The organism is Polyangium sp. 6x1, assembly GCF_029946515.1.
Classification (GTDB): domain Bacteria; phylum Myxococcota_A; class Polyangia; order Polyangiales; family Polyangiaceae; genus Polyangium.
On sequence record NZ_JARZHH010000002.1, the window covers coordinates 265,881 to 283,352 of the forward strand.

The 17,472-nt window shown below is 69.1% G+C and carries 15 protein-coding genes; 9 read left to right on the forward strand and 6 right to left on the reverse strand.

Going from position 1 to position 17,472, the window contains the following annotated elements; all coding sequences use genetic code 11:
- Positions 1-65: 65 nt before the first annotated feature.
- Positions 66-848, reverse strand: coding sequence for a hypothetical protein (locus tag QHF85_RS04035; protein WP_281325700.1), 783 nt, complete (start codon positions 846-848; stop codon positions 66-68).
- 41 nt (positions 849-889) lie between these two features.
- Between QHF85_RS04035 and QHF85_RS04040 the strand changes: the two genes are divergently transcribed.
- Complete coding sequence (locus QHF85_RS04040; RefSeq protein WP_281325701.1) at positions 890-3,076, forward strand: cyclic nucleotide-binding domain-containing protein; 2,187 nt, start codon at positions 890-892, stop codon at positions 3,074-3,076.
- Positions 3,077-3,079: 3 nt separating this feature from the next.
- Here QHF85_RS04040 and QHF85_RS04045 read toward each other — a convergent pair whose 3' ends face one another.
- Both QHF85_RS04045 and QHF85_RS04050 read right to left on the reverse strand, forming a co-directional pair.
- The gene (locus QHF85_RS04045; protein WP_281325702.1) at positions 3,080-3,469 is read right to left on the reverse strand and encodes a hypothetical protein; all 390 of its coding nucleotides are present in this window, start codon (positions 3,467-3,469) and stop codon (positions 3,080-3,082) included.
- Between the two features lie 40 nt (positions 3,470-3,509).
- Complete coding sequence (locus QHF85_RS04050) at positions 3,510-5,675, reverse strand: sensor domain-containing diguanylate cyclase (protein WP_281325703.1); 2,166 nt, start codon at positions 5,673-5,675, stop codon at positions 3,510-3,512.
- A gap of 76 nt (positions 5,676-5,751) precedes the next feature.
- On the opposite strand from QHF85_RS04050, the gene QHF85_RS04055 reads away from it, so the two are divergent.
- Entirely contained in the window at positions 5,752-6,897 is a 1,146-nt protein-coding gene (locus tag QHF85_RS04055) for a HAMP domain-containing sensor histidine kinase (protein WP_281325704.1), read from the forward strand.
- Here the strand turns inward: QHF85_RS04055 and QHF85_RS04060 are convergent.
- The 3 genes from QHF85_RS04060 to QHF85_RS04070 are packed head-to-tail and all read right to left on the reverse strand — an operon-like array spanning position 6,890 to position 9,101.
- Complete coding sequence (locus QHF85_RS04060) at positions 6,890-7,711, reverse strand: transglutaminase-like domain-containing protein (protein ID WP_281325705.1); 822 nt, start codon at positions 7,709-7,711, stop codon at positions 6,890-6,892. The two genes, QHF85_RS04055 and QHF85_RS04060, sit on opposite strands and share 8 nt — an antisense overlap.
- A gap of 36 nt (positions 7,712-7,747) precedes the next feature.
- Complete coding sequence (locus QHF85_RS04065) at positions 7,748-8,554, reverse strand: polysaccharide deacetylase family protein (RefSeq protein WP_281325706.1); 807 nt, start codon at positions 8,552-8,554, stop codon at positions 7,748-7,750.
- A 4-nt stretch (positions 8,555-8,558) separates the two neighbouring features.
- Positions 8,559-9,101 (reverse strand): hypothetical protein, encoded by a 543-nt coding sequence (locus QHF85_RS04070; protein WP_281325707.1) that lies wholly within the window; start codon positions 9,099-9,101, stop codon positions 8,559-8,561.
- A gap of 51 nt (positions 9,102-9,152) precedes the next feature.
- Here QHF85_RS04070 and QHF85_RS04075 point away from each other — a divergent pair, with 51 nt between their 5' ends.
- The 7 genes from QHF85_RS04075 to QHF85_RS04105 all read left to right on the forward strand — a co-directional run bounded on the left by QHF85_RS04075 (position 9,153) and on the right by QHF85_RS04105 (position 17,228).
- Complete coding sequence (locus QHF85_RS04075; RefSeq protein ID WP_281325708.1) at positions 9,153-10,622, forward strand: MBOAT family O-acyltransferase; 1,470 nt, start codon at positions 9,153-9,155, stop codon at positions 10,620-10,622.
- A 2-nt stretch (positions 10,623-10,624) separates the two neighbouring features.
- On the forward strand, positions 10,625-10,924 hold the full coding sequence (locus tag QHF85_RS04080) for a hypothetical protein (protein ID WP_281325709.1): 300 nt from the start codon (positions 10,625-10,627) through the stop codon (positions 10,922-10,924).
- Between the two features lie 34 nt (positions 10,925-10,958).
- Entirely contained in the window at positions 10,959-11,339 is a 381-nt protein-coding gene (locus QHF85_RS04085) for a hypothetical protein (protein ID WP_281325710.1), read from the forward strand.
- Entirely contained in the window at positions 11,336-11,971 is a 636-nt protein-coding gene (locus QHF85_RS04090) for a hypothetical protein (protein WP_281325711.1), read from the forward strand. The genes QHF85_RS04085 and QHF85_RS04090 overlap by 4 nt, the downstream gene beginning before the upstream one ends.
- A 115-nt stretch (positions 11,972-12,086) precedes the next feature.
- A complete protein-coding gene (locus QHF85_RS04095) occupies positions 12,087-13,184 on the forward strand; it encodes a tryptophan 2,3-dioxygenase family protein (protein ID WP_281325712.1) in 1,098 nt (365 codons plus the stop codon).
- Position 13,185: 1 nt separating this feature from the next.
- Positions 13,186-15,204, forward strand: a complete 2,019-nt coding sequence (locus tag QHF85_RS04100; RefSeq protein ID WP_281325713.1) for a DCC1-like thiol-disulfide oxidoreductase family protein — start codon at positions 13,186-13,188, stop codon at positions 15,202-15,204.
- A 5-nt stretch (positions 15,205-15,209) separates the two neighbouring features.
- Positions 15,210-17,228: an HTTM domain-containing protein gene (locus QHF85_RS04105; RefSeq protein WP_281325714.1), complete on the forward strand. Its 2,019-nt coding sequence runs from the start codon at positions 15,210-15,212 to the stop codon at positions 17,226-17,228.
- Positions 17,229-17,472: the final 244 nt, after the last annotated feature.

The following is a 17,472-nucleotide window of genomic DNA, read 5'->3' on the forward strand; positions in this document are numbered from 1 at the left end:
TACCGTGACGAACGTGCAGCGTCACGGCGAGGGCGACTTCTCGACGAGGGCGTGTCGAGGACGGCTCAGTCCTGCAAGCAGGCGCTGAGCTGCTGTCCGCATTTCTGTTGCAAGCAGCCGGAACACGCCTGCGAGGGTTGCCCGCCGCTCTGGCAGGTGTTCGCGCACTCGACCGTGCAACTCTGCTGGCAGGTGCACGTGTAGAGCGCGCCGAGCAAGGCGTCCGAGCCCTGGCACGGCGGATCACTGCCGCCCTGGAGGAGGTCGGAGCACGAGCTGCACGCGGGGCCGCCGCCGCCCGTGCCGCTTGCGCTGCTGCTCGTGGTCGTGCTCGCGCCGCCGCAGTAGCTGCCGCACTGCGCGCTGCACGAGGCACACGTGCAATCGTAGGCCGGTTGGGCCTGGGGGTACTGCGTCAGGCAATCGTCGACGCAGGCCTTGTCGGCGCAGTTCTGCCCGCACGTGAAGAAGCCCTGGCACGCCTGGCCGCAGGCGAAGATCTCGGCCTGGCAAGCGCCGAACGCACATGTCCCGCAAGCCTGCGGATCGAAGCCGCCGCCCTGTCCGCCCTGTCCGCCCTGTCCTCCGGAGCCCGCGCTGCTCGAGCTCGGGCCCGTGCCCGTCGCAGCGCTGCTCGAGCTCGACGCGGCCCCGCCTTGTCCGCCCGCGCCGCCTTGTCCACCCGCGCCGCCGAGCCCGCCCTGTCCGCCCGCGCCGCCGCCTGCCCCGCCGTTTCCACCGGCCGTGCCGCCTCCGGAGAAGAGCGACTCCACCTCCGCCGCACAAGCGGTCACGGAGCCAAGGCCGAGCACGATCGACAAAAGTCCAAGTCGAAAAGAAGTACGCATGAAGGCACCTCGCGCGCGCATGGTAGCTCTCCCTGCGTCGCATGTCGTCGTCCACGCTGGCCCATCCCCCCGCGCCCCTTCCGCACGCGTCCGTGGACGCGCTTGCCGCCACGAGCGCGCTTTTCGCGCAGGTCTGCACCGCGACGGCGTCGAGGCTGGTTTCGTACCTCGAACACGTCGAGGTCCCGCCGACGTCGGTGGTGATGCGCGAGGGCGAGTTCGGCCGGGAGATGTATTTTCTCGTGTCGGGCGAAGCGCGCCTCCGCCGCGCGAACGTGGACCTCGGGCGCATCGGGCCCGGCGCGCATTTCGGCGAGCTCGCGCTGATCGCGGGGCGCCTGCGGACGTCGAGCGTGATCGCGGAGTCGACGCTCACGCTCGCGCGGCTCTCGCGTGAGCAGTTCGAGCAGATGTCGAAGCGAGACCCGGAGCTCGCGCTCTGCCTGACGCAGGCGCTCGTGACGTCGCTCGGACATGAGCTCATCGAGATGACGGAGAACGTGGGCGCGCTCCTGCACGAGCGCTCGCTGCCGCGGCGCGTGTTCGTGGACGTCACGGTGAACCGCGCGTGGACGCGGGTGCGGACGGGGACCTTGCTCGGCGATCTCTTGCCGCGCGACGTCGACGGCGATCCGGTGGTCGCGGCGCTCGTGAACAACAAGGCCGTGGCGCTCAGGATGCCGATCACGTCGGACGCGCACGTGGAGCCGCTCTGCGCGTCGCACTGGGAAGGCAAGCGCGTGTATCGCGCGAGCCTCGGGCTCTTGCTGCTCGAAGCGGCGCGGCGGGTGGATCCGGACGTGTTCGTGCGGCTCGGGCCCGGCGCGGGGTTCGGACAATCGATCGAGCTGCTCCGTCCGGGGGTGCTCTCGCTCGCGACGTGGGCGGAGAGCGTGATGGGGAAGATGCACGAGCTCATCGCGGCGGACGTGCCGTTCCAGCAAGAGCTCTGGACGGTGGACGAGGCGCGCAGCCACTTCGCCGAGGAGGGCGCGCGGGACCTGCTCGCGCTCCTGCGCACGTGGCGGACGGGGCACGTGCAGCTCGTCTGCGCGGGGTCCGTGGCGGTGCTGTCGATGACGCCGCTCCTGCCGAGCGCGGGGCACATCGCGCCGTTCCCGTTCCGCATCGAGGTCGACGGCGAGGCGGTGATGCTCCGCTACGGCGACGAACCATGCGTGACGCCCGAGGGCGGCGCGGCGCCGGCATCGACGCGCCTGCACGAGGACATCCAGCCCGAATCGGCGCGGCACGGGGTGCGGCAGGACGAACCCTGGCTCACGACGCTGGGGATCACGAGCGTGGGCGCGTTCAACGACGCGTGCGTGCGCGGCAAGACGCCGGAGATCATCCGGGTGAGCGAGGGCCAGCACGAGAAGCGCATCAGCCGCATCGCGGACGCGATCGCGGGACGCGGGACGATCCGGGCGATCTGCGTGGCGGGCCCGTCGTCATCGGGGAAGACGACGTTCCTCTCGCGCCTGACGGTGCAACTGCTCGTGAACGGGATCCACCCGGTGGGTTTGTCGCTGGACGACTACTACGTCGACCGGGAGAAGACCGCGCGGGATGCACGAGGCGAGTACGACTACGAGTCGCTCGAAGCGATCGACGTCGGCGCGCTGCGGGGCCACCTCGGGCGCATCTTCGCCGGGGAGACGGTGAAGACGGCGCGCTACGATTTCGTGTCGGGCAAGAGCCACCCGGACGGCGGGCGCGAGGTGACGCTACGCAGCTCGGACGTGCTCTTGATCGAGGGCATCCACGGGCTGAACCCGAAGCTCCTCGACGGGATCCTTCCGCGGGACAAGGTCTTCCGCATCTTCATCCAGCCGATGACGGCGCTGCCGTTCGACCGGGTGAACCGCGTCAACGTGTCCGACGTGCGGCTGCTTCGGCGCATCGTGCGCGACCGGCACGGGCGCGGGGCGAACGCGGCGGCGAACATCCAGCGCTGGCCGTCGGTGCGCGCGGGCGAACGCACGAACATCTTCCCGTTCCTCGCGCAGGCCGACGCGATCTTCGACTCGGCGCTCGTCTACGAGCTCGGCGTGATCAAGGTGTTCGCCGATCGCTACCTGCTCGAAGTGTCGCAGGATCATCCGGCGTTCGTGACGGCGTACCGCTTGCGGCAGCTCATCGACAAGGTGGTGACGATCTACCCGGATCACGTGCCGCCGACGTCGATCCTGCGGGAGTTCATCGGGGGGAGCGGGTTCGAGTACTGAGCGTCACTTCGGCTGATCGTCGTCCGTCATGATCCGGAACCCCGGATCCTCCTCCGTCGGCCCCTTCGGCTTCTGGCCCGGCGGGTACCGCGGCGGATCACGATCCTCGCGCTTGCGCTCGTCTTCCGGCTCGGGCTCGCGCTTCTTGTCCTTGTCCTTCGGTCCGAACAGCATCTCCGTCCCGAACCGGCTCACCACGTTGTTCGCCGCGCGGTAGATCTCCCGACCCGCGACCTCGACTTGCTTGCCCACGTCCGTCCGGTCGAGCTCCTTCTTGATCCCGCTCGCCGCCATCGTGGCCGCGCGGAACAGGTGGCCGAGCCCTTGCACCAGGTGCGTCTTCGCCCGCTCGGATTGCTCGTTGCGATCGTCCCGATCGTCGTTCGCGCTCATACGCAGAGTGTAGGGGTCGTGTCAGCGCGCTCGCAAGCCATCAGGCCGCGTGTTGCGCTTTCGACCCGGCCGCGCGGGTAGGCAAGGCCGCGTGGGCGGTGACGCGGTTTCGTCCGCCGCGCTTCGAGGCGTAGAGGGCCTCGTCCGCCGCCTTGAAGAGGTCTTCCCAGGTCTCGCCGGCCTCGGGGAAGCTCGCCACGCCGATCGAGCAGGTCACGCGGATCGTCACGGGCTGTCCGTCCGGGCCCGGCTTCGGCGCGTGGAAGATCGTCTTGCCGAGCTCCTCGCGCACCCGCTCGGCCAGGAGCATCGCGCCGCGCGCGTCCGTCTCCTCGCAGATCACCACGAACTCTTCGCCGCCGAAGCGCGCGGTGGCGTCGGTCGCGCGCCGCTCGCGACGGAGGATTTCGCCGAGGCCCTTGATGATCACGTCGCCCGCGTCGTGCCCGTAGGTGTCGTTCACCTTCTTGAAGTGGTCGATGTCCGTCACGAGCACGCTGAGCTTGCGGCCGAAGCGCTTGGCCGCCTTGATCTTCTGGTCGGCGATCTCCAGCATCGCGCGCTTGTTGTAGAGGCCCGTCATGCCGTCGAGCGTGGCCATCTCTTCGAGCCTGCGCATCATGCGCGCGTTCGCGAGCGAGACGGCGACGTGGCTCGTGAGCACCTCGAGCGTGCTGCGCGCGGCGTCGCCGAACGCGGCCCTGCGGCGCGAGCCGAGCACGAGCGTGCCGAGGGGTTTGTCGTGCACGAGCATCGGCAGCACGATCATCGACGGCATGCTCGGGGGCGCGAGCTTCTTCGTGAAGACGATCTGCCGCTTCTCGTCGTACTCGCCGCGGTAGGGCAGCGGGTGCTTGTTTTCGAGCGCCATCGAGACGAGGCCGGCGTTCTTCTTGTACTGCTGGCCGACGAGGTTCGCCTCGTCGCCGCCGCTGACGGCGCGGATCTCGTGGGCCTTCTGCGACTCGTCGTAGAGCGTGACCGCGGCGAAGTCGACGCTCGTGATCTCGCGCGCCGTGCGCAGGCCCGCCTCCACGACCTCAGCCTCGGTCGTCGCGGCGTTGAGGCTCTCGACCGCGCGGTAGAGACGGCCCTGCTCCACCTTCGCGCGTTCGAGCTGCACGAACACGCGCTCGTTCTGGATGGCCCGCACCGCGTAGCGGCAGGCTTCCATGGCGAGCTCCTGTTCTTTGAGGCCAAAGGGTTCGTCGGTGAGGCGGTCGAGGACGAGCACGCCGCGGATGGCGCCGTGCTCGAAGACCGGCAACGCGAGCGCGGCGCGGACGGGGCAGGGGCCCGTGTAGTACGGGAGCTTGTGGCGCGGCTCGAGGCCGCGGAGCGCGACGGCCTCGCGCTGCGTGATCGCCGCGCCGAAGATGCCGTCGCCCGCGAGGAAGGGGCCCTCGGCGACGTTCGGGTCGTCCGTCGACAGCTCGCTGATGCGCAGGTGCGTCCCGGCGTCGTTTTGCCAGAGCAAGACGGCCGTGTGCAGGTTCATCGCCTGCCGGAGGAGCCGGAGCGCGAAGAGCACGGACTGGTGGATCTCCTCCACGCCCGAGCGCACGAGCCGCTCCTCGTCGTTCGTCCGCGACGATGCACGCCCGCCGCCCGGCGCGCCGAGCAGTCGGTAGCTGCGCGCGTCGTCGCGGAGTTTCTCCACCTCGGCCTGGATGCGCTCCTTCAGCGCGCTCCTCGCGCGGGCGATCTCGGCGCGGAGGAGCAGCGCGTTGAACGACGCGAACACGACCATGAACGCGCCGGAGTAGGCGAGCCGCTCGAAGCTCGACGCCACCATGGCCCAGTGCCGCACGGATGCGTCGAGGCCGAGCGCGAAGGCGAGGACGAGCACCGTGGCGATCGGTCGCGCGAACGCGCTCACGAGGCCGACGCACACGTAGACGAGCGGGTAGAGGCGCCCGTCGAGCGCGCCGTCGCTGCGCGTCACGATCGCGTACACGAGCACGGTGAGGAGCGCGCCGACCTCGAGGTCGAGGCGGAGCGTGCCCTCGATCGCCCGGGAGCGCCGCGACGCACGCGCCGCGAGCAGGCCGAGCAGGAGCGCCGAGGCGGGCGCCTCGATCCAGAGCGAGAGTGGGCTCGCCGTGGACGCGACCACGACCGCGCCGAGGGCGATCGCAGCGAGGAGCGGCAAAGCCGCGCGGCCAAGGCGCCGAAGCTTGAGCACGAGGACCACGAGCGGAGCCATGCGGGTGCTAAGGGCCCCGTATCAGAGGGCGTCACGCCGGGCCTAGTTTTGGGAGAAGACGGCTACCCTAACGCCTGTGCGCCCCGGCATACGCCTTCAACTCCTCGTCGCGCTCGGCACGCTCCTCGTCCTCGCCTTCCTCCCTCTCTTCTTCGCGGTCGTCAGCTTGCACCGGGCCAGCATGGCCGGCGTCATCCCCACCGCGCCCCTCATCCGGCTCCTCGCCCTCTACATGGGCATCTTCGCCCTCGCGCTGCTCATCTTCATGTACCTCGCGATGACGCGGCTCGTGGTCGATCCGATCGAGCGCCTCTCGCGCGCCGCGGGCCGCGTGGCGGAGGGCGCGCGGCGGCTCGAATTGCCGCGCGTGGGCGCGCGGGAGCTCGCCGAGCTCGCCGACAGCGTGGCGCGCATGACCGAGCGCCTGCGCGCCGACGAGGAGAGCCTGCGCGTGAAGATCGACGAGGCCACGCGGTATGCGAAGGAGCTCGAGCGCGCGCAGGAGCGGCTCGTGCGATCGGAGCGCCTCGCCTCGGTGGGACGCCTGTCGGCCGGGCTCGCGCACGAGATCGGAAACCCCATCGCGGCGCTGCTCGGCTTCGAGGAGCTCCTGCTCGCCGGTGGGCTCGACGAGGCCGATCAGCGCGACTTCTTGCAGCGCATGAAGCGCGAGACCGAGCGCATCCATCGCATCCTGCGGGACCTGCTCGACTTCGCGGGGCCCGCCACGAGCGTGCGCGGCGGTCGTTCCCCCGAGAGCGGCGGCTCGTTCGCGCAGGCGCTCGACGCCGCGCTCGCCCTCGTCAAACCGCAGAAGGCCCTGCGCGACGTGGCCATCGCGCTCGACGTCGAGAAGGACCTGCCGCTCGTCGCGCTCTCCGAGGAGCGCCTCGTGCAGGTCCTCTTGAACCTGCTGCTCAACGCGGCCGACGCCGTCCCGAAGCCCGGAGGACGCATCGAGCTCTTCGCCCGCCGCGCGCCCGAGGGCGTGCGCGTCGAGGTCCGCGACAACGGCCCCGGCGTTGCCCCTGCCATCCGCGATCGCCTCTTCGAACCCTTCGCCACGACGAAGGAGGTCGGCAAAGGCACGGGCCTTGGACTCGCGGTTTGTCGTGGACTCCTCGAATCCGTGGGCGGATCGATCGGCGTCGAGCCCGGCGAGCAGGGCGCGGGCGCGCGCTTCTTCTTCACGGTCCCGCTCGCCGCGAAGGACCTCAGTTGAACGAGCGGCTCGCGCTGGGCCGGGCGAGGATCGCGCGGCTGCCGCCGAGCCGCTCGAGCTCGCGAGACAGCTCCGGCGTCGGCGAGAGCGCGACGAGGTGTTCGAGCACGTTGCGCAGCCGCTCGTCGTCCTTCCGCGATGCGTGGATGCTGCGGAGATTCGAGAGCATGCGGACCAGGATCTGCCGCTTGCTGCAAGGTTCGAGCAGCCGCGGATCGACCCGCGGCCCCGCGCCCGTCACGCGCGCGTGCAGGGCTTCGAGCTCCTGCCCCGCGAGGATCCGCCCGTGGAACGGATCGATCACCAGGTTGACGCTCGGGGCGCCGGATCGCCGGACGGCGCCCTCTGCCTTGAACACCGGCCGCGGCGCTTCCTTCTGCCGCTCTCCCGCGCCGACCAGGAAATGCCCTGGGAACGAGATCCCTCGCGCGTCGATCCCCGCGCGCGTCGCCACGTCGAGCAGCACGACCGCGAGCGTGATCGGGATGCCCTTCTTCCGGTCGAGCACCTCGTTCAAGTAGCTGTTGCGCGGGTCGTAGTACTCCTCGGCGTTGCCGCGGAAGCCTTGCGAGCCGTAGAGCCATTCGAGCACCACGCGCACCCGCTCCTCCGTCGTCCCGTGCGGCGCGGCCTGCGCGATGCGCCGGGCAGCCGCGCGGCCGAGCCCTTCGAGCGTCGCCACGTAACGCGCGACGTCGAGCGACGGGTACTCGCTCTCCGCGAAGACGAGCGAGGCTTGCACGAGGTCGATCTCCGACTCGGGAAGCGAGACGAGGTGGGCGAAGAGGGTCAGGCTCGGACGAGAAGGCACCATGACGATCCGTCTTCGTTCGTAGCGCTCTTCGGGGCCCTAGGCCGCACCTTCCTCGCGGCTTCCTTCCATCAATTCCGTGACGGTCACGCCGTCGAGGTTCTTCGCCCGCATGCCTTCGAGGATCCTCGGCAGCGCGGCGAGGCTCGCCGGCACGTGATCGTCGCGCTCGGCCGCGTCGTGCAGGAGCACGATCGCCCCATCTTCGAGGCCTCGCGTGACGCGCGCCGTCACCCTTGCCGCGTCGGCGGAGGCGAGCCCGTCGATCGCCCGAACCGACCAGCCGACCACCGTCAGATCGAGCTCGTCCACGACCTTCGCGATGCGCGGGTTCGTGTGCCCGATCGGCGGCCGGAACAAGGACGGCCTCCGGCCCGTGATCTTTTCCAGCACCACGAGCGATCGCTCGATGTCGGCGCGCACGGCGGACGTGGACAGCATCGCGAACGTCCGCGGGTGCGCGTAGCCGTGCGACCCGAGCGCGTGACCTCGCGCCACGATGTCGCGCACGATCTCCGGGTGCGCCTCGGCCTTCTTGCCGATCACGAAGAACGTCGCCTTCACCTTCGCCCGATCGAGCTCGGCGAGCACCTTCGGCGTGTGCCTGGGGTTCGGCCCGTCGTCGAAGGTCAGCGCCACGCCGCGCGCGTCGTTCGGCCCGCGGCAGACTGCGTCGACGAACATGCGCAGGCGCAGGAAGAGCACGCCGGAGAGGACGATGGCCGTGTACGCGGCGAGCGCAGAGAGCGTGATCCACGTGGGCACGGGCCCGATCAAGAGCGAACGCGCGACGAGCGCGAGGGCCCCGAACGTCGCCATGTAAAACAGGATCCGCGCGGGCGGCACCGCTCTACTTCTTCGCCTTTTTCTCGTCCGCCGAGGTCTCGAAATCCTCGTCGAGCTCATCCGCCGCCGGCTGCGCGATGCGCTTCTGCGGCCCGGCCTTCGCTTGCGCGGCCGGCGCTTCTTCCTTCGCCTCGCCCTCGGGCTCGGGCGTGTTGTCCGCGTCGTAGAAGCCGCCGAGCACCGCGGCGATCGTGGCGAGCGCGGTGATGGGGAAGGAGCCCAACGAGATCGCCTCGCTCTTCGTCATCACGCCGATCTTGCTCAGGAGGTCGGTCGGCAGGGCCATCGTCAGCCACTTGCGCGCGGCGAACATGAGCCCCGCGCCGAGCAGCGCGCCGACGACGGCCTTCATCCCGGCCTCGATCTTCGCGTCCTTCGCCCAGATCGGTTTGCCCGCGACGAGGCCGATCACGACCCCGGTGATCGCGGCGGCGATGTACGCGAGCCACGCAGGCAGTACGGCAAATCCGAGCTTGAAAAGCCCGAACCCGATGAGCCCGCCTACGACGAGGCCTTTGATGATCCCTACGATCAGGCGCCCGAGCATCACCGTAATCCTTGGCACGGCAGCCCGCGCCGTTCAACATGCGGCCCGCTCGTGAACTTCATCAGCATCGAGTACGCGGTTTTCTTCGCCGTTGCGTTCGTCGGGTGGTGGGGCCTTTCGACCCTCCGCCCCTCGTTCGCGACGTCCGGCGGGCGCCTCCTCGCCTCGTGGCCGCGCATCATCTTCCTCCTTGCGATGAGTTACGGCTTCTACGCCGCCTGGGATTGGCGGTATCTGCCGCTCATCTTCGGCTCGTCGACGGTCGACTTTTTCCTCGCGCGCATCATCGCGAACGAGAAGAGCGCCTCACGCCGCAAGGCGCTCCTCACGATCACCGTCGTCCTGAACCTCGGCTTCCTCGGCTTCTTCAAGTACTGGAACTTCGGCGTCGAGAACGTCGAGCTGCTCCGCGCGTGGCTCACGGGAACTGCGCCGAAGACGACCGAAGCGATGCGGGTCCTGCTCCCGCCCGTCGGCATCTCGTTCTTCACCTTCGAGTCGATGAGCTACGTCATCGACGTCTACCGCGGCGATCTCCCGGCGCACCGGAGCTACCTCCGGTACCTGCTCTTCGTCTCGTTTTTCCCGCACCTCGTCGCGGGCCCGATCGTTCGCCCGCGTGATCTTCTGCCGCAGCTCGAAGCCGTCCCCTCGCTGCCGAGCCACGTGGGCACCGAGGCCCTGTTCCTGATCGCGACAGGCCTCCTGAAGAAGGTCGTCTTCGCCGATCAGCTCGCGATCCACCTCGTCGATCGTGTCTTCGAAAGGCCGGAGAGTTACTCCGCGGTCGAGGTGCTCGCGGGCGTCTACGGCTACGCGGTCCAGATCTACTGCGACTTCTCGGGCTACAGCGACATCGCCATCGGCTCGGCGCTCCTGCTCGGCGTGCGCTTCCCGCCGAACTTCGACGCGCCCTACACCTCGTCGAACCTCGCCGAGTTCTGGCGACGCTGGCACATCTCGCTGTCGAGCTGGCTGCGCGACTACCTCTACATCCCGCTCGGCGGAAACCGCGGCTCGAACGTCGCGACGTACCGCAACCTCATGCTCACGATGCTCCTCGGCGGCCTCTGGCACGGCGCGTCGTGGACGTTCGTCTTCTGGGGTTTTTTGCACGGGCTCGGCCTCGCCGTCACGCGCGCCGTCGAGCGCGCCGGCGGCAAGAGCGCGGGCAAGCCGAAGAGGCTGCTGCCGAAGCCGATCGGCGTGCTCCTCACGTTCCACTACGTCTGTCTCGCGTGGATCTTCTTCCGCGCGCCGACCTTCGACATCGGCACGCGCATCCTCAAGCAGATCTGGACGAGGACGACCTTCCACCCGAACCTGCCGCCGATCGTCGTCGCCTTGCTCGCGCTCGGGATCGCCGTGCACTACACGCCGCGCGTGATCTACGATCGGATGCGCGCCGCGTTCACGGCCCTGCCGGCCCCCGCGCAGGGCGCCATGCTCTTCCTCGTCGCCGTCGTGCTGCACGAGGCGGCGAGCGTGAAGGCCGTGCCGTTCGTGTACTTCCAGTTCTAGCCATGCGCCCCTTCGCCCTGCTCCTCCTCCTCGGCCTCGTCGGTTGTGACAGCACGATCAACGGACGCGGCGCGGCCACGCCGCTCGTGCGCGTGCACGCGGCCAAGGACCTCGATTGTCCCGACGAGGAGGTGCGCGTGACCGAGGAGTTCGGCGGGGTCTACAAGGCCATCGGCTGCGGCAGGAAGGCGTACTATCGCACCCTCTGCGAGGGCCTCTCCTGCGAGGTGAGGGGCGAGGGCGACGGGCCCGTCGGCTGGCGTGATCGGGCCGATCCGAACGCGCCCGTGCAACCGAGGTAGATTTCCCGCGAGCGCTTTGCGACAGGACCGAACGATGAGCGAGACGAACGAGGGCGCGGATCAGCAGGGCGAGGCCGAAGAGCCGAACGAGGCCGCGCGCCCCAAGAAGAAGCGCAAGAAGAAGGCGAAGGCGCCGCGCGAAGGCGTGCCCTCGTTCGCGCAACGGTTCCCGCGCGACGAAGAGCTCGACGCGCTGCTCGCCGCCTTCGACCGCGGCGACTACGGTCGCGTCCGCGAGGACGGCGCGCGCCTCGTGAAGAGCACCGAAGACCCGGCCGTGCGTCGCGCCGCCGAGGAGCTGCTCCGCCGCATCGAGCCCGATCCGCTCGCGAAGTACATGCTCTTCGCCGCGTGCTTGCTCCTCGCCTTTTTCACGGTCTGGTACTTCTCCCACCGGCTCGCGCCCACCCCATGACGTCGAGGCGCAAAGCCCTCGCCCGGAGCCTCTCCGGCCTCGCGCTCGCCGCGTGTGGGCCTGCCGCGCCCGAGCCCCGGCCTTCGTTCACCGCCCCCGGCGACGGCGCCGTCGGCGTCTCCTCGGGCACGCAAATCGAGCGGTATTTCCCGCTCGTTCACGGAAACCTCTGGCACTACGAGACGACGAGCGACGACGGCGAGCGTGGCCTTTTGCTCGTCCGCGCCCGCCGCACGAGCGCGTCCGAAGGCGAGCTCGTCACGCCGACCGGCGCGCGACGCGTCGCGTTCACGAGCGAAGGCGTCGCGCTCCTCGGCCGCTCGGTCTACGTGCTCCGCGCGCCGATCGCCGCTGGCATGAGCTGGACCGGCGAGCATGGCGGATGGACGCGGATCGTGGCGGTCGGCCAGAGCGTGACCGTGCCGGCGGGGCGCTTCGACGGGTGTGTCGTCACGGTCGAAGATCGCGGCGGGGATGTCCCCGTCCGCTACACGACCACGTTTTGTCCCGATGTCGGCATCACCGTTCTCGACGTCGAGGCGCGCGCGGCCCACGAGCGAGCCGAACTCCGGAGTTACGGACCACCCGTGAACATCGGACCGGAAGGCACGAGCGTCACCACGACGCCCTGAATCACGGGGGCAGACGTTACGTTAGCGGCGGTCGCGAGCGCGCTGCGGGCGCGCGCTCGTGGCTTCCGTTTTCGCCGGCCGGAAGTAGACTCGCCTCGCGTCAAGGAGCCGGGGCATGCGTAACTACTGGGACTACATCAAGGTCGAAGAGCTCCTGTCGCTGCAGGGCGGCTTCGACAACGACGAGAGCAAACTCTCGAACGACGAGGTCGTCTTCATCGTCGTCCACCAGGTCTACGAGCTCTGGTTCAAGCTCATCCTGCGCGAGCTCGAGACGGCGCGCGATCTCTTCTGCCAGAACCCCGTGCCCGACATGAAGCTCGCGAACGCGGCGACCTCGCTCCGCCGCGTCGTCGCGCTCTTCGAGCAGGCCGTGCCGCACTTCCGCGTGGTGGAGACGCTCACGACGCGCGACTACCTCGACTTCCGTGATCGCCTGATCCCGGCGAGCGGCTTCCAGTCGGCGCAGATGCGCGAGATCGAGATCCTGCTCGGGCTCGACGACAACCTGCGCATCCCGCTCGGCCGCGAGGGCAGCTACATGGCGGCGCTCCGCTCCTCGGACGGCTCGGCCTCGACGGCGCTCGCGCGCGTCGAGCAGCGCAGGGAGAGCGGTCCGAGCCTGAAGACCGTGCTCTACGACTGGCTCGCGCGCACGCCGATCGACGGCCCTGCGACGCAGGAGTCGGCCGAGCGCTTCGCGAAGGCGTTCATCGCGGGGCACGAGAAGGAGATCGAGAACCGCATCCGGCTCGCCAAACAGAACGCGCTCACGCCTGACGACATCGCGCGGCTCGAGCAGCGGTACCGCGCCGAGATCAAGTTCGCCGAGCGGTTCCTCCAGGCCGAGGACGAGGAGGGGCTCGACGACGAGGCGCGCGCCTTCCGCCGCCGCCTGCGCGCGGCGATCGTGTTCCTGGAGAGCTACCGGGAGCTACCGCGGCTCGCGTGGCCGCGCGAGGTCATCGACCTCGTGATCGCGGTCGAGCAGCAGATGATCATCTGGCGCCAGCGGCACGCGCGCATGGTCGAGCGCGTGATCGGCCGCCGCACGGGCACGGGCGGCTCCGCGGGCGTCGATTACCTCGATCAGACGGCGCTTCGATATCGCATTTTCAACGACCTCTGGGCCGTGCGGACCATCCTGCTCCGCAAGCCGAGCGTCCCCTTGCTCTCGCACGAGGACGAGTACCGATTCCGGGTCGAGGATTGACGTGGGCAAACGAATTCTGTCGAGCTTTCTTACCATCGACGCACGCTCCCTCGGGCTCTTTCGCATCACGATGGCCCTCGTCCTTCTGGGCGATCTCTTCCGCCGCTGGCCCTGGGTGCGCGCGTTTTATTCGAATGAGGGCGTCCTCCCGAACCACAACCACATCTTCAACCTGCGCGACAAAGGCCAGGTCTGGAGCTTCCTCCACGCCTTTTCGAGCCCCGGCGAGAACCACGTCGCGTTCGTCCTGATCCTCCTCGTCTACCTCGGCTTTCTCCTCGGCTGGAAGACGCGCGTCTTTCACGCGCTTTCGCTCGTCTGCCTCGTGAGCCTAGGCTCGCGCAACATCCTGCTCGAAAACCAGGGCAACTACGCGGCCGTCGCGTTCCTCTTTTTCACGCTCTTCTTGCCGCTCGGCAGCCGCTTCTCCATCGACGCCCTCGCCCGCTCGTACGCGGATCGCGACGAGAAGACCGACGCCGATCTGAACGATCGCCGACGGCCCACGGAGGCCGAGCTCCGGGCCAGCCGCGGGCCCGGCTGGTCGCCCCTCTCGTTCGCGGCGCTCGCCGTCACGCTGCAAATCGTGATCATCCTGATCGCGTCCGCGGCCTGGCATTTCGCGGGGCCGTGGCGGGACGGCAGCGGGCTTCATCAGGCGCTCCACGTCGAGCGCTGGGTGAGCGACCTCGGGGCGCGGTTTCAACACGCGCCGGCGGGCCTTTTGAAGGGTCTGTCGTATCTGCTCCTCGCCACGGAGTGCGCCGTGCCGCTCCTCGTGCTCGTCCCCGTGGCGCGCCGGCCTCTCCGCGGCGTCGCGGTCGCGCTCCTCGTCGTGTATTCGCTCCTGCTCGGCGTCCTGTTCTCGCTCGGCCTTTATGCCTGGACGCTCCTCGCCGCCGCGGCGCTGCTCGTGCCCGCGGAGAGCTGGGACGCCTTCGAACGCCGCTTCTCCCCCGAGCGCGCGCGCAGCGTCGTCTACGACGAGGATTGCGGCGTTTGCTTGTGGCTCGCGCGCCTCGCCAAACGCCTCGACGCCCATCAGCACCTCGTGTTCCAGGGCAATGGCGACCTCGAGGGCCTCCGCCGCGGGAAGGCCGACGGCACGATCGAGACCGTCGAGCTGCCGGCAGACATCACCGCGGAGCTCGTGCAGAACACGATCGTCGTCGTCGACCCAAAGGGCACGGTCGTCACGCGGTGCCGCGGCATCGCGGAGATCGTGCGGGCCTTGCCGTTCGGCGCGCCGCTCGCTTTCGTCATGCGCCTGCCGGGCATCTCGAACCTGCTCGACCTCTTCTACGATGCCTTCGCCAAGCGGCGCGCCGACATCAGCGTGCTCCTCGGGATGGACGCGTGCGGCGTCCCTGCGCCGAACGATGAATCCGAGCCCGACGCGGCCGAGGCCCTCGAAGTCCCGTCTGCCCTGCGTGTGAAGCGACTCCTTTCGGGCGGCCTCCGCGAGGCATTCGTGCTCGTGCTCTTCGTCGCGGCGCTCGCGCAGGCGGCCAAGGAAAATCCGCTCCGTTTCTCGATTCCCCAGGGCAAGGTGCTCGCGGCGGTCGTCGCCTGGCCGCGCATGCTGGAGCGCTGGGACGTGCTCGCCGTGAGCGCCGAGGACGGCGTCTTCGTGGTCGACGGCCAGAACCGCAAGGGCGCGAGCATCGACCCGCTCACGGGCGCCCCGCCTGCGATCGACCCGGCGGCCTTCAACGCGCGCAAGCTCGGCCAGCTCTGGAATGATTACCTGAACCGCGTCCGCCTGCGCGAGTACGAGCCGTTCCAGAAGGCCCTGCGTGATTATCTCGGCAAGGGCGGCCCCGCGCTCGAAGGCCGCGCGCCGGACGAGCAGCTCTCGGGCTACGACGCCTACTGGGTGAAGTACGCGATTGGGAAGCCCGGCGAGGGCCCGGCGCGGGTCGAGAAGGGTCGGGAAAAACTCTTCACGCATTCGCGCGGCGGACGCCTCGGTGTCGACCGGCTCCCCATCATCAAGCCCGAACTCCGCCGGCAGGAGTAGGCGCCGTGGCCGACATAGCCGCCGAGGGCGAGGTCACGGCCGCCGGGCCGGAGGAGAAGCCGCGGGAGGACAAACCCGCAACGCCGCGGTTCTCCCGGCTCCGCGCCGGGTTCGCGTGGCTCCGCGACCATTACATGACGATGGATCCGCGCACGCTCGGGCTCTTCCGGCTCGTGATCGGGTTCCTCGTCACCGCCGATTGCATCCGGCACTGGAAGGAGGCGCGCTGGTTCTATTCGAACGAGGGCGTCCTCACGAACCATTACCACCTCTTCCGTCCGAGCAGCGGCTTCAATTTCAGCATCTTCCACGCGTTCTCCTCGCTCGAAGAGGTCCACGTCGCCTTCGCGATCGCGACGTTCTGCCATTTTTGTTTCTTCATCGGCTGGCACACCCGCATCTTCTCGGTCCTCTCGTTCCTCTTCGTGACGAGCCTCGACAACCGGCTCGTCATGGTCGAGAACGGCGGGTATGTCGTGGAAAACCTGCTCATCGGCTGGGCGATGTTCATGCCCACCGGCCAGCGATTCTCCGTCGACGCGCTCGTGCGCTCGTTGCGCGAGCGCAAGGAGCGCTCGGTCTCCGAGCTCAACGCCCGCGCGCCGTTCGCCTGGGCCACGAAGCCCTACGTCTCGCTGATCGGGCTCGTCACGACCCTGAACATCGCGGTCATTTATTATTTCAACGTCGTCAACAAATCGGGCCACATCTGGCGCAAGGGCGACACGGTCCATTACGTGCTCCACCTCGATCGCATGATCACGGGGCTCGCCGTGCCGTTTCGCGAGTACATGCCGCTCTGGATGATGCGGCCCGTCACCTGGAGCGTGCTCGTCGTCGAGGCGCTCCTCGTGCCGCTCATCCTCGCCCCCGCCGGCCGCCGCGTCACGCGGCCGCTCGCCATGCTCCTGATGACCGGCTTGCACGGGAGCTTCGGCGTGATGATGCGCCTCGGCCCGTTCTCCTGGTTCATGATCGCCTGGAGCTTCCTGTTCCCCCAGCCCGTGCACTGGGAGATCCTCGGCCGCTGGTACACGAAGAAGGCCCGCGCGTGGATCGTGGTTTACGATCGGCGCTCCTCGCTCGCGTTTTTCCTCTGCCGCCTCTTCGCGCGCCTCGACCTCTGCGAGCGCCTCACGTTCGAGGAGAGCCCCGAGGACGAACCCGCGCCGGCGCTCCTCCGCGTCCGTGATCCCGCCTCGAACGAGGTCCTCGACGATCACGCGGCGCTCGCGGCGATCGCGCGATCGCTGCCGGCGGGCCGCTTTTTCTGGCCCCTCTTCCGCGTCCTCTCGCTCGGCCTCTCGGCCCCGCTTTTCGGCTACGTCGCCCGCCGCCGCGACGCCGTTGCCCGCGCTTTCGGCCTCGACGCGAGGCCGCGCGGCCGTGCGGCGAGCGCAGGGCCTTCCCCGCTCGCCGCGCGCGCGGGGCGGGTGCGCGCGGGCCTGCGCGAGGCGCTCGTGGCCTGGTTTTTCGCCTGCGCGCTGAGCCAGACGCTGAACGAGAACAAGTCCGTCCCTGCGCCCCTGAAGCCCCCGCAGCCGTGGCTCATGCAAGCGACCCTCGGCTACCCGCGCATGTATCAGGGCTGGGGTATGTTCGCGCCGAACCCGATCAGCGACGACGGCTCGATCACGGTCGACGCAGTTACCATCAGCGGTCGCCACGTCGATCCGTTCACCGGCGAGGAGCCGGACCTCAATCTCTCGGACGCGCGCGGCCTCGGCTTGAACCAGATCCGGCAGGACTACTTCAACCGTATCCGGCTCGATCGCAACAAAGTGTTCCGTCAGGGCCTCCGGGAGTACCTCCTGCGCTGGCACGAGGAGACCGGCCGCCCCGAGGACGAGCTCGTCGCGTTCGACGTGTACTGGCTGCGGGATCAGTGCCCTCTGCCTGGACAAACACAGCCCTACAAGCACGAAAAGATTGCAATCTTGACATACCGAAAGCCTGGATACAGGCCTGCGCCGGGCAATCCTTCGCTCCCGCCCGAGCCAAAGGTCGAGAGCGCGGGCAACTGATTCTGTCGTGACACACCCGCGGGCCGTCCGGAGCGCTCCTCGCTTTGGCGTTCCGGTGTGGCCGTGCGGGCTGGCTTGCATCGCGGTCCGAGCACCGAACGTGCGATGGGCAAACGGTTCGGGTTCGTTTAGGATTCTCTGGACTGTATGTGCGACGTCCTCCCTGCTTCGATCGATCTTCGGCGGGGAACCGAGGGCGAAGGGCGCCGACGCTCTCGCCGCGGGGAGGTTTGCCGTCATGGTC

Bases quoted from the DNA above. Each gene is read 5' to 3' on its own strand.
- QHF85_RS04035 (WP_281325700.1), bottom strand. From the start codon at position 848: ATGCGTACTTCTTTTCGACTTGGACTTTTGTCGATCGTGCTCGGCCTT.
- QHF85_RS04040 (WP_281325701.1), top strand. From the start codon at position 890: ATGTCGTCGTCCACGCTGGCCCATCCCCCCGCGCCCCTTCCGCACGCG.
- QHF85_RS04045 (WP_281325702.1), bottom strand. From the start codon at position 3,469: ATGAGCGCGAACGACGATCGGGACGATCGCAACGAGCAATCCGAGCGG.
- QHF85_RS04050 (WP_281325703.1), bottom strand. From the start codon at position 5,675: ATGGCTCCGCTCGTGGTCCTCGTGCTCAAGCTTCGGCGCCTTGGCCGC.
- QHF85_RS04060 (WP_281325705.1), bottom strand. From the start codon at position 7,711: ATGGTGCCTTCTCGTCCGAGCCTGACCCTCTTCGCCCACCTCGTCTCG.
- QHF85_RS04070 (WP_281325707.1), bottom strand. From the start codon at position 9,101: ATGCTCGGGCGCCTGATCGTAGGGATCATCAAAGGCCTCGTCGTAGGC.
- QHF85_RS04080 (WP_281325709.1), top strand. From the start codon at position 10,625: ATGCGCCCCTTCGCCCTGCTCCTCCTCCTCGGCCTCGTCGGTTGTGAC.
- QHF85_RS04085 (WP_281325710.1), top strand. From the start codon at position 10,959: ATGAGCGAGACGAACGAGGGCGCGGATCAGCAGGGCGAGGCCGAAGAG.
- QHF85_RS04090 (WP_281325711.1), top strand. From the start codon at position 11,336: ATGACGTCGAGGCGCAAAGCCCTCGCCCGGAGCCTCTCCGGCCTCGCG.
- QHF85_RS04095 (WP_281325712.1), top strand. From the start codon at position 12,087: ATGCGTAACTACTGGGACTACATCAAGGTCGAAGAGCTCCTGTCGCTG.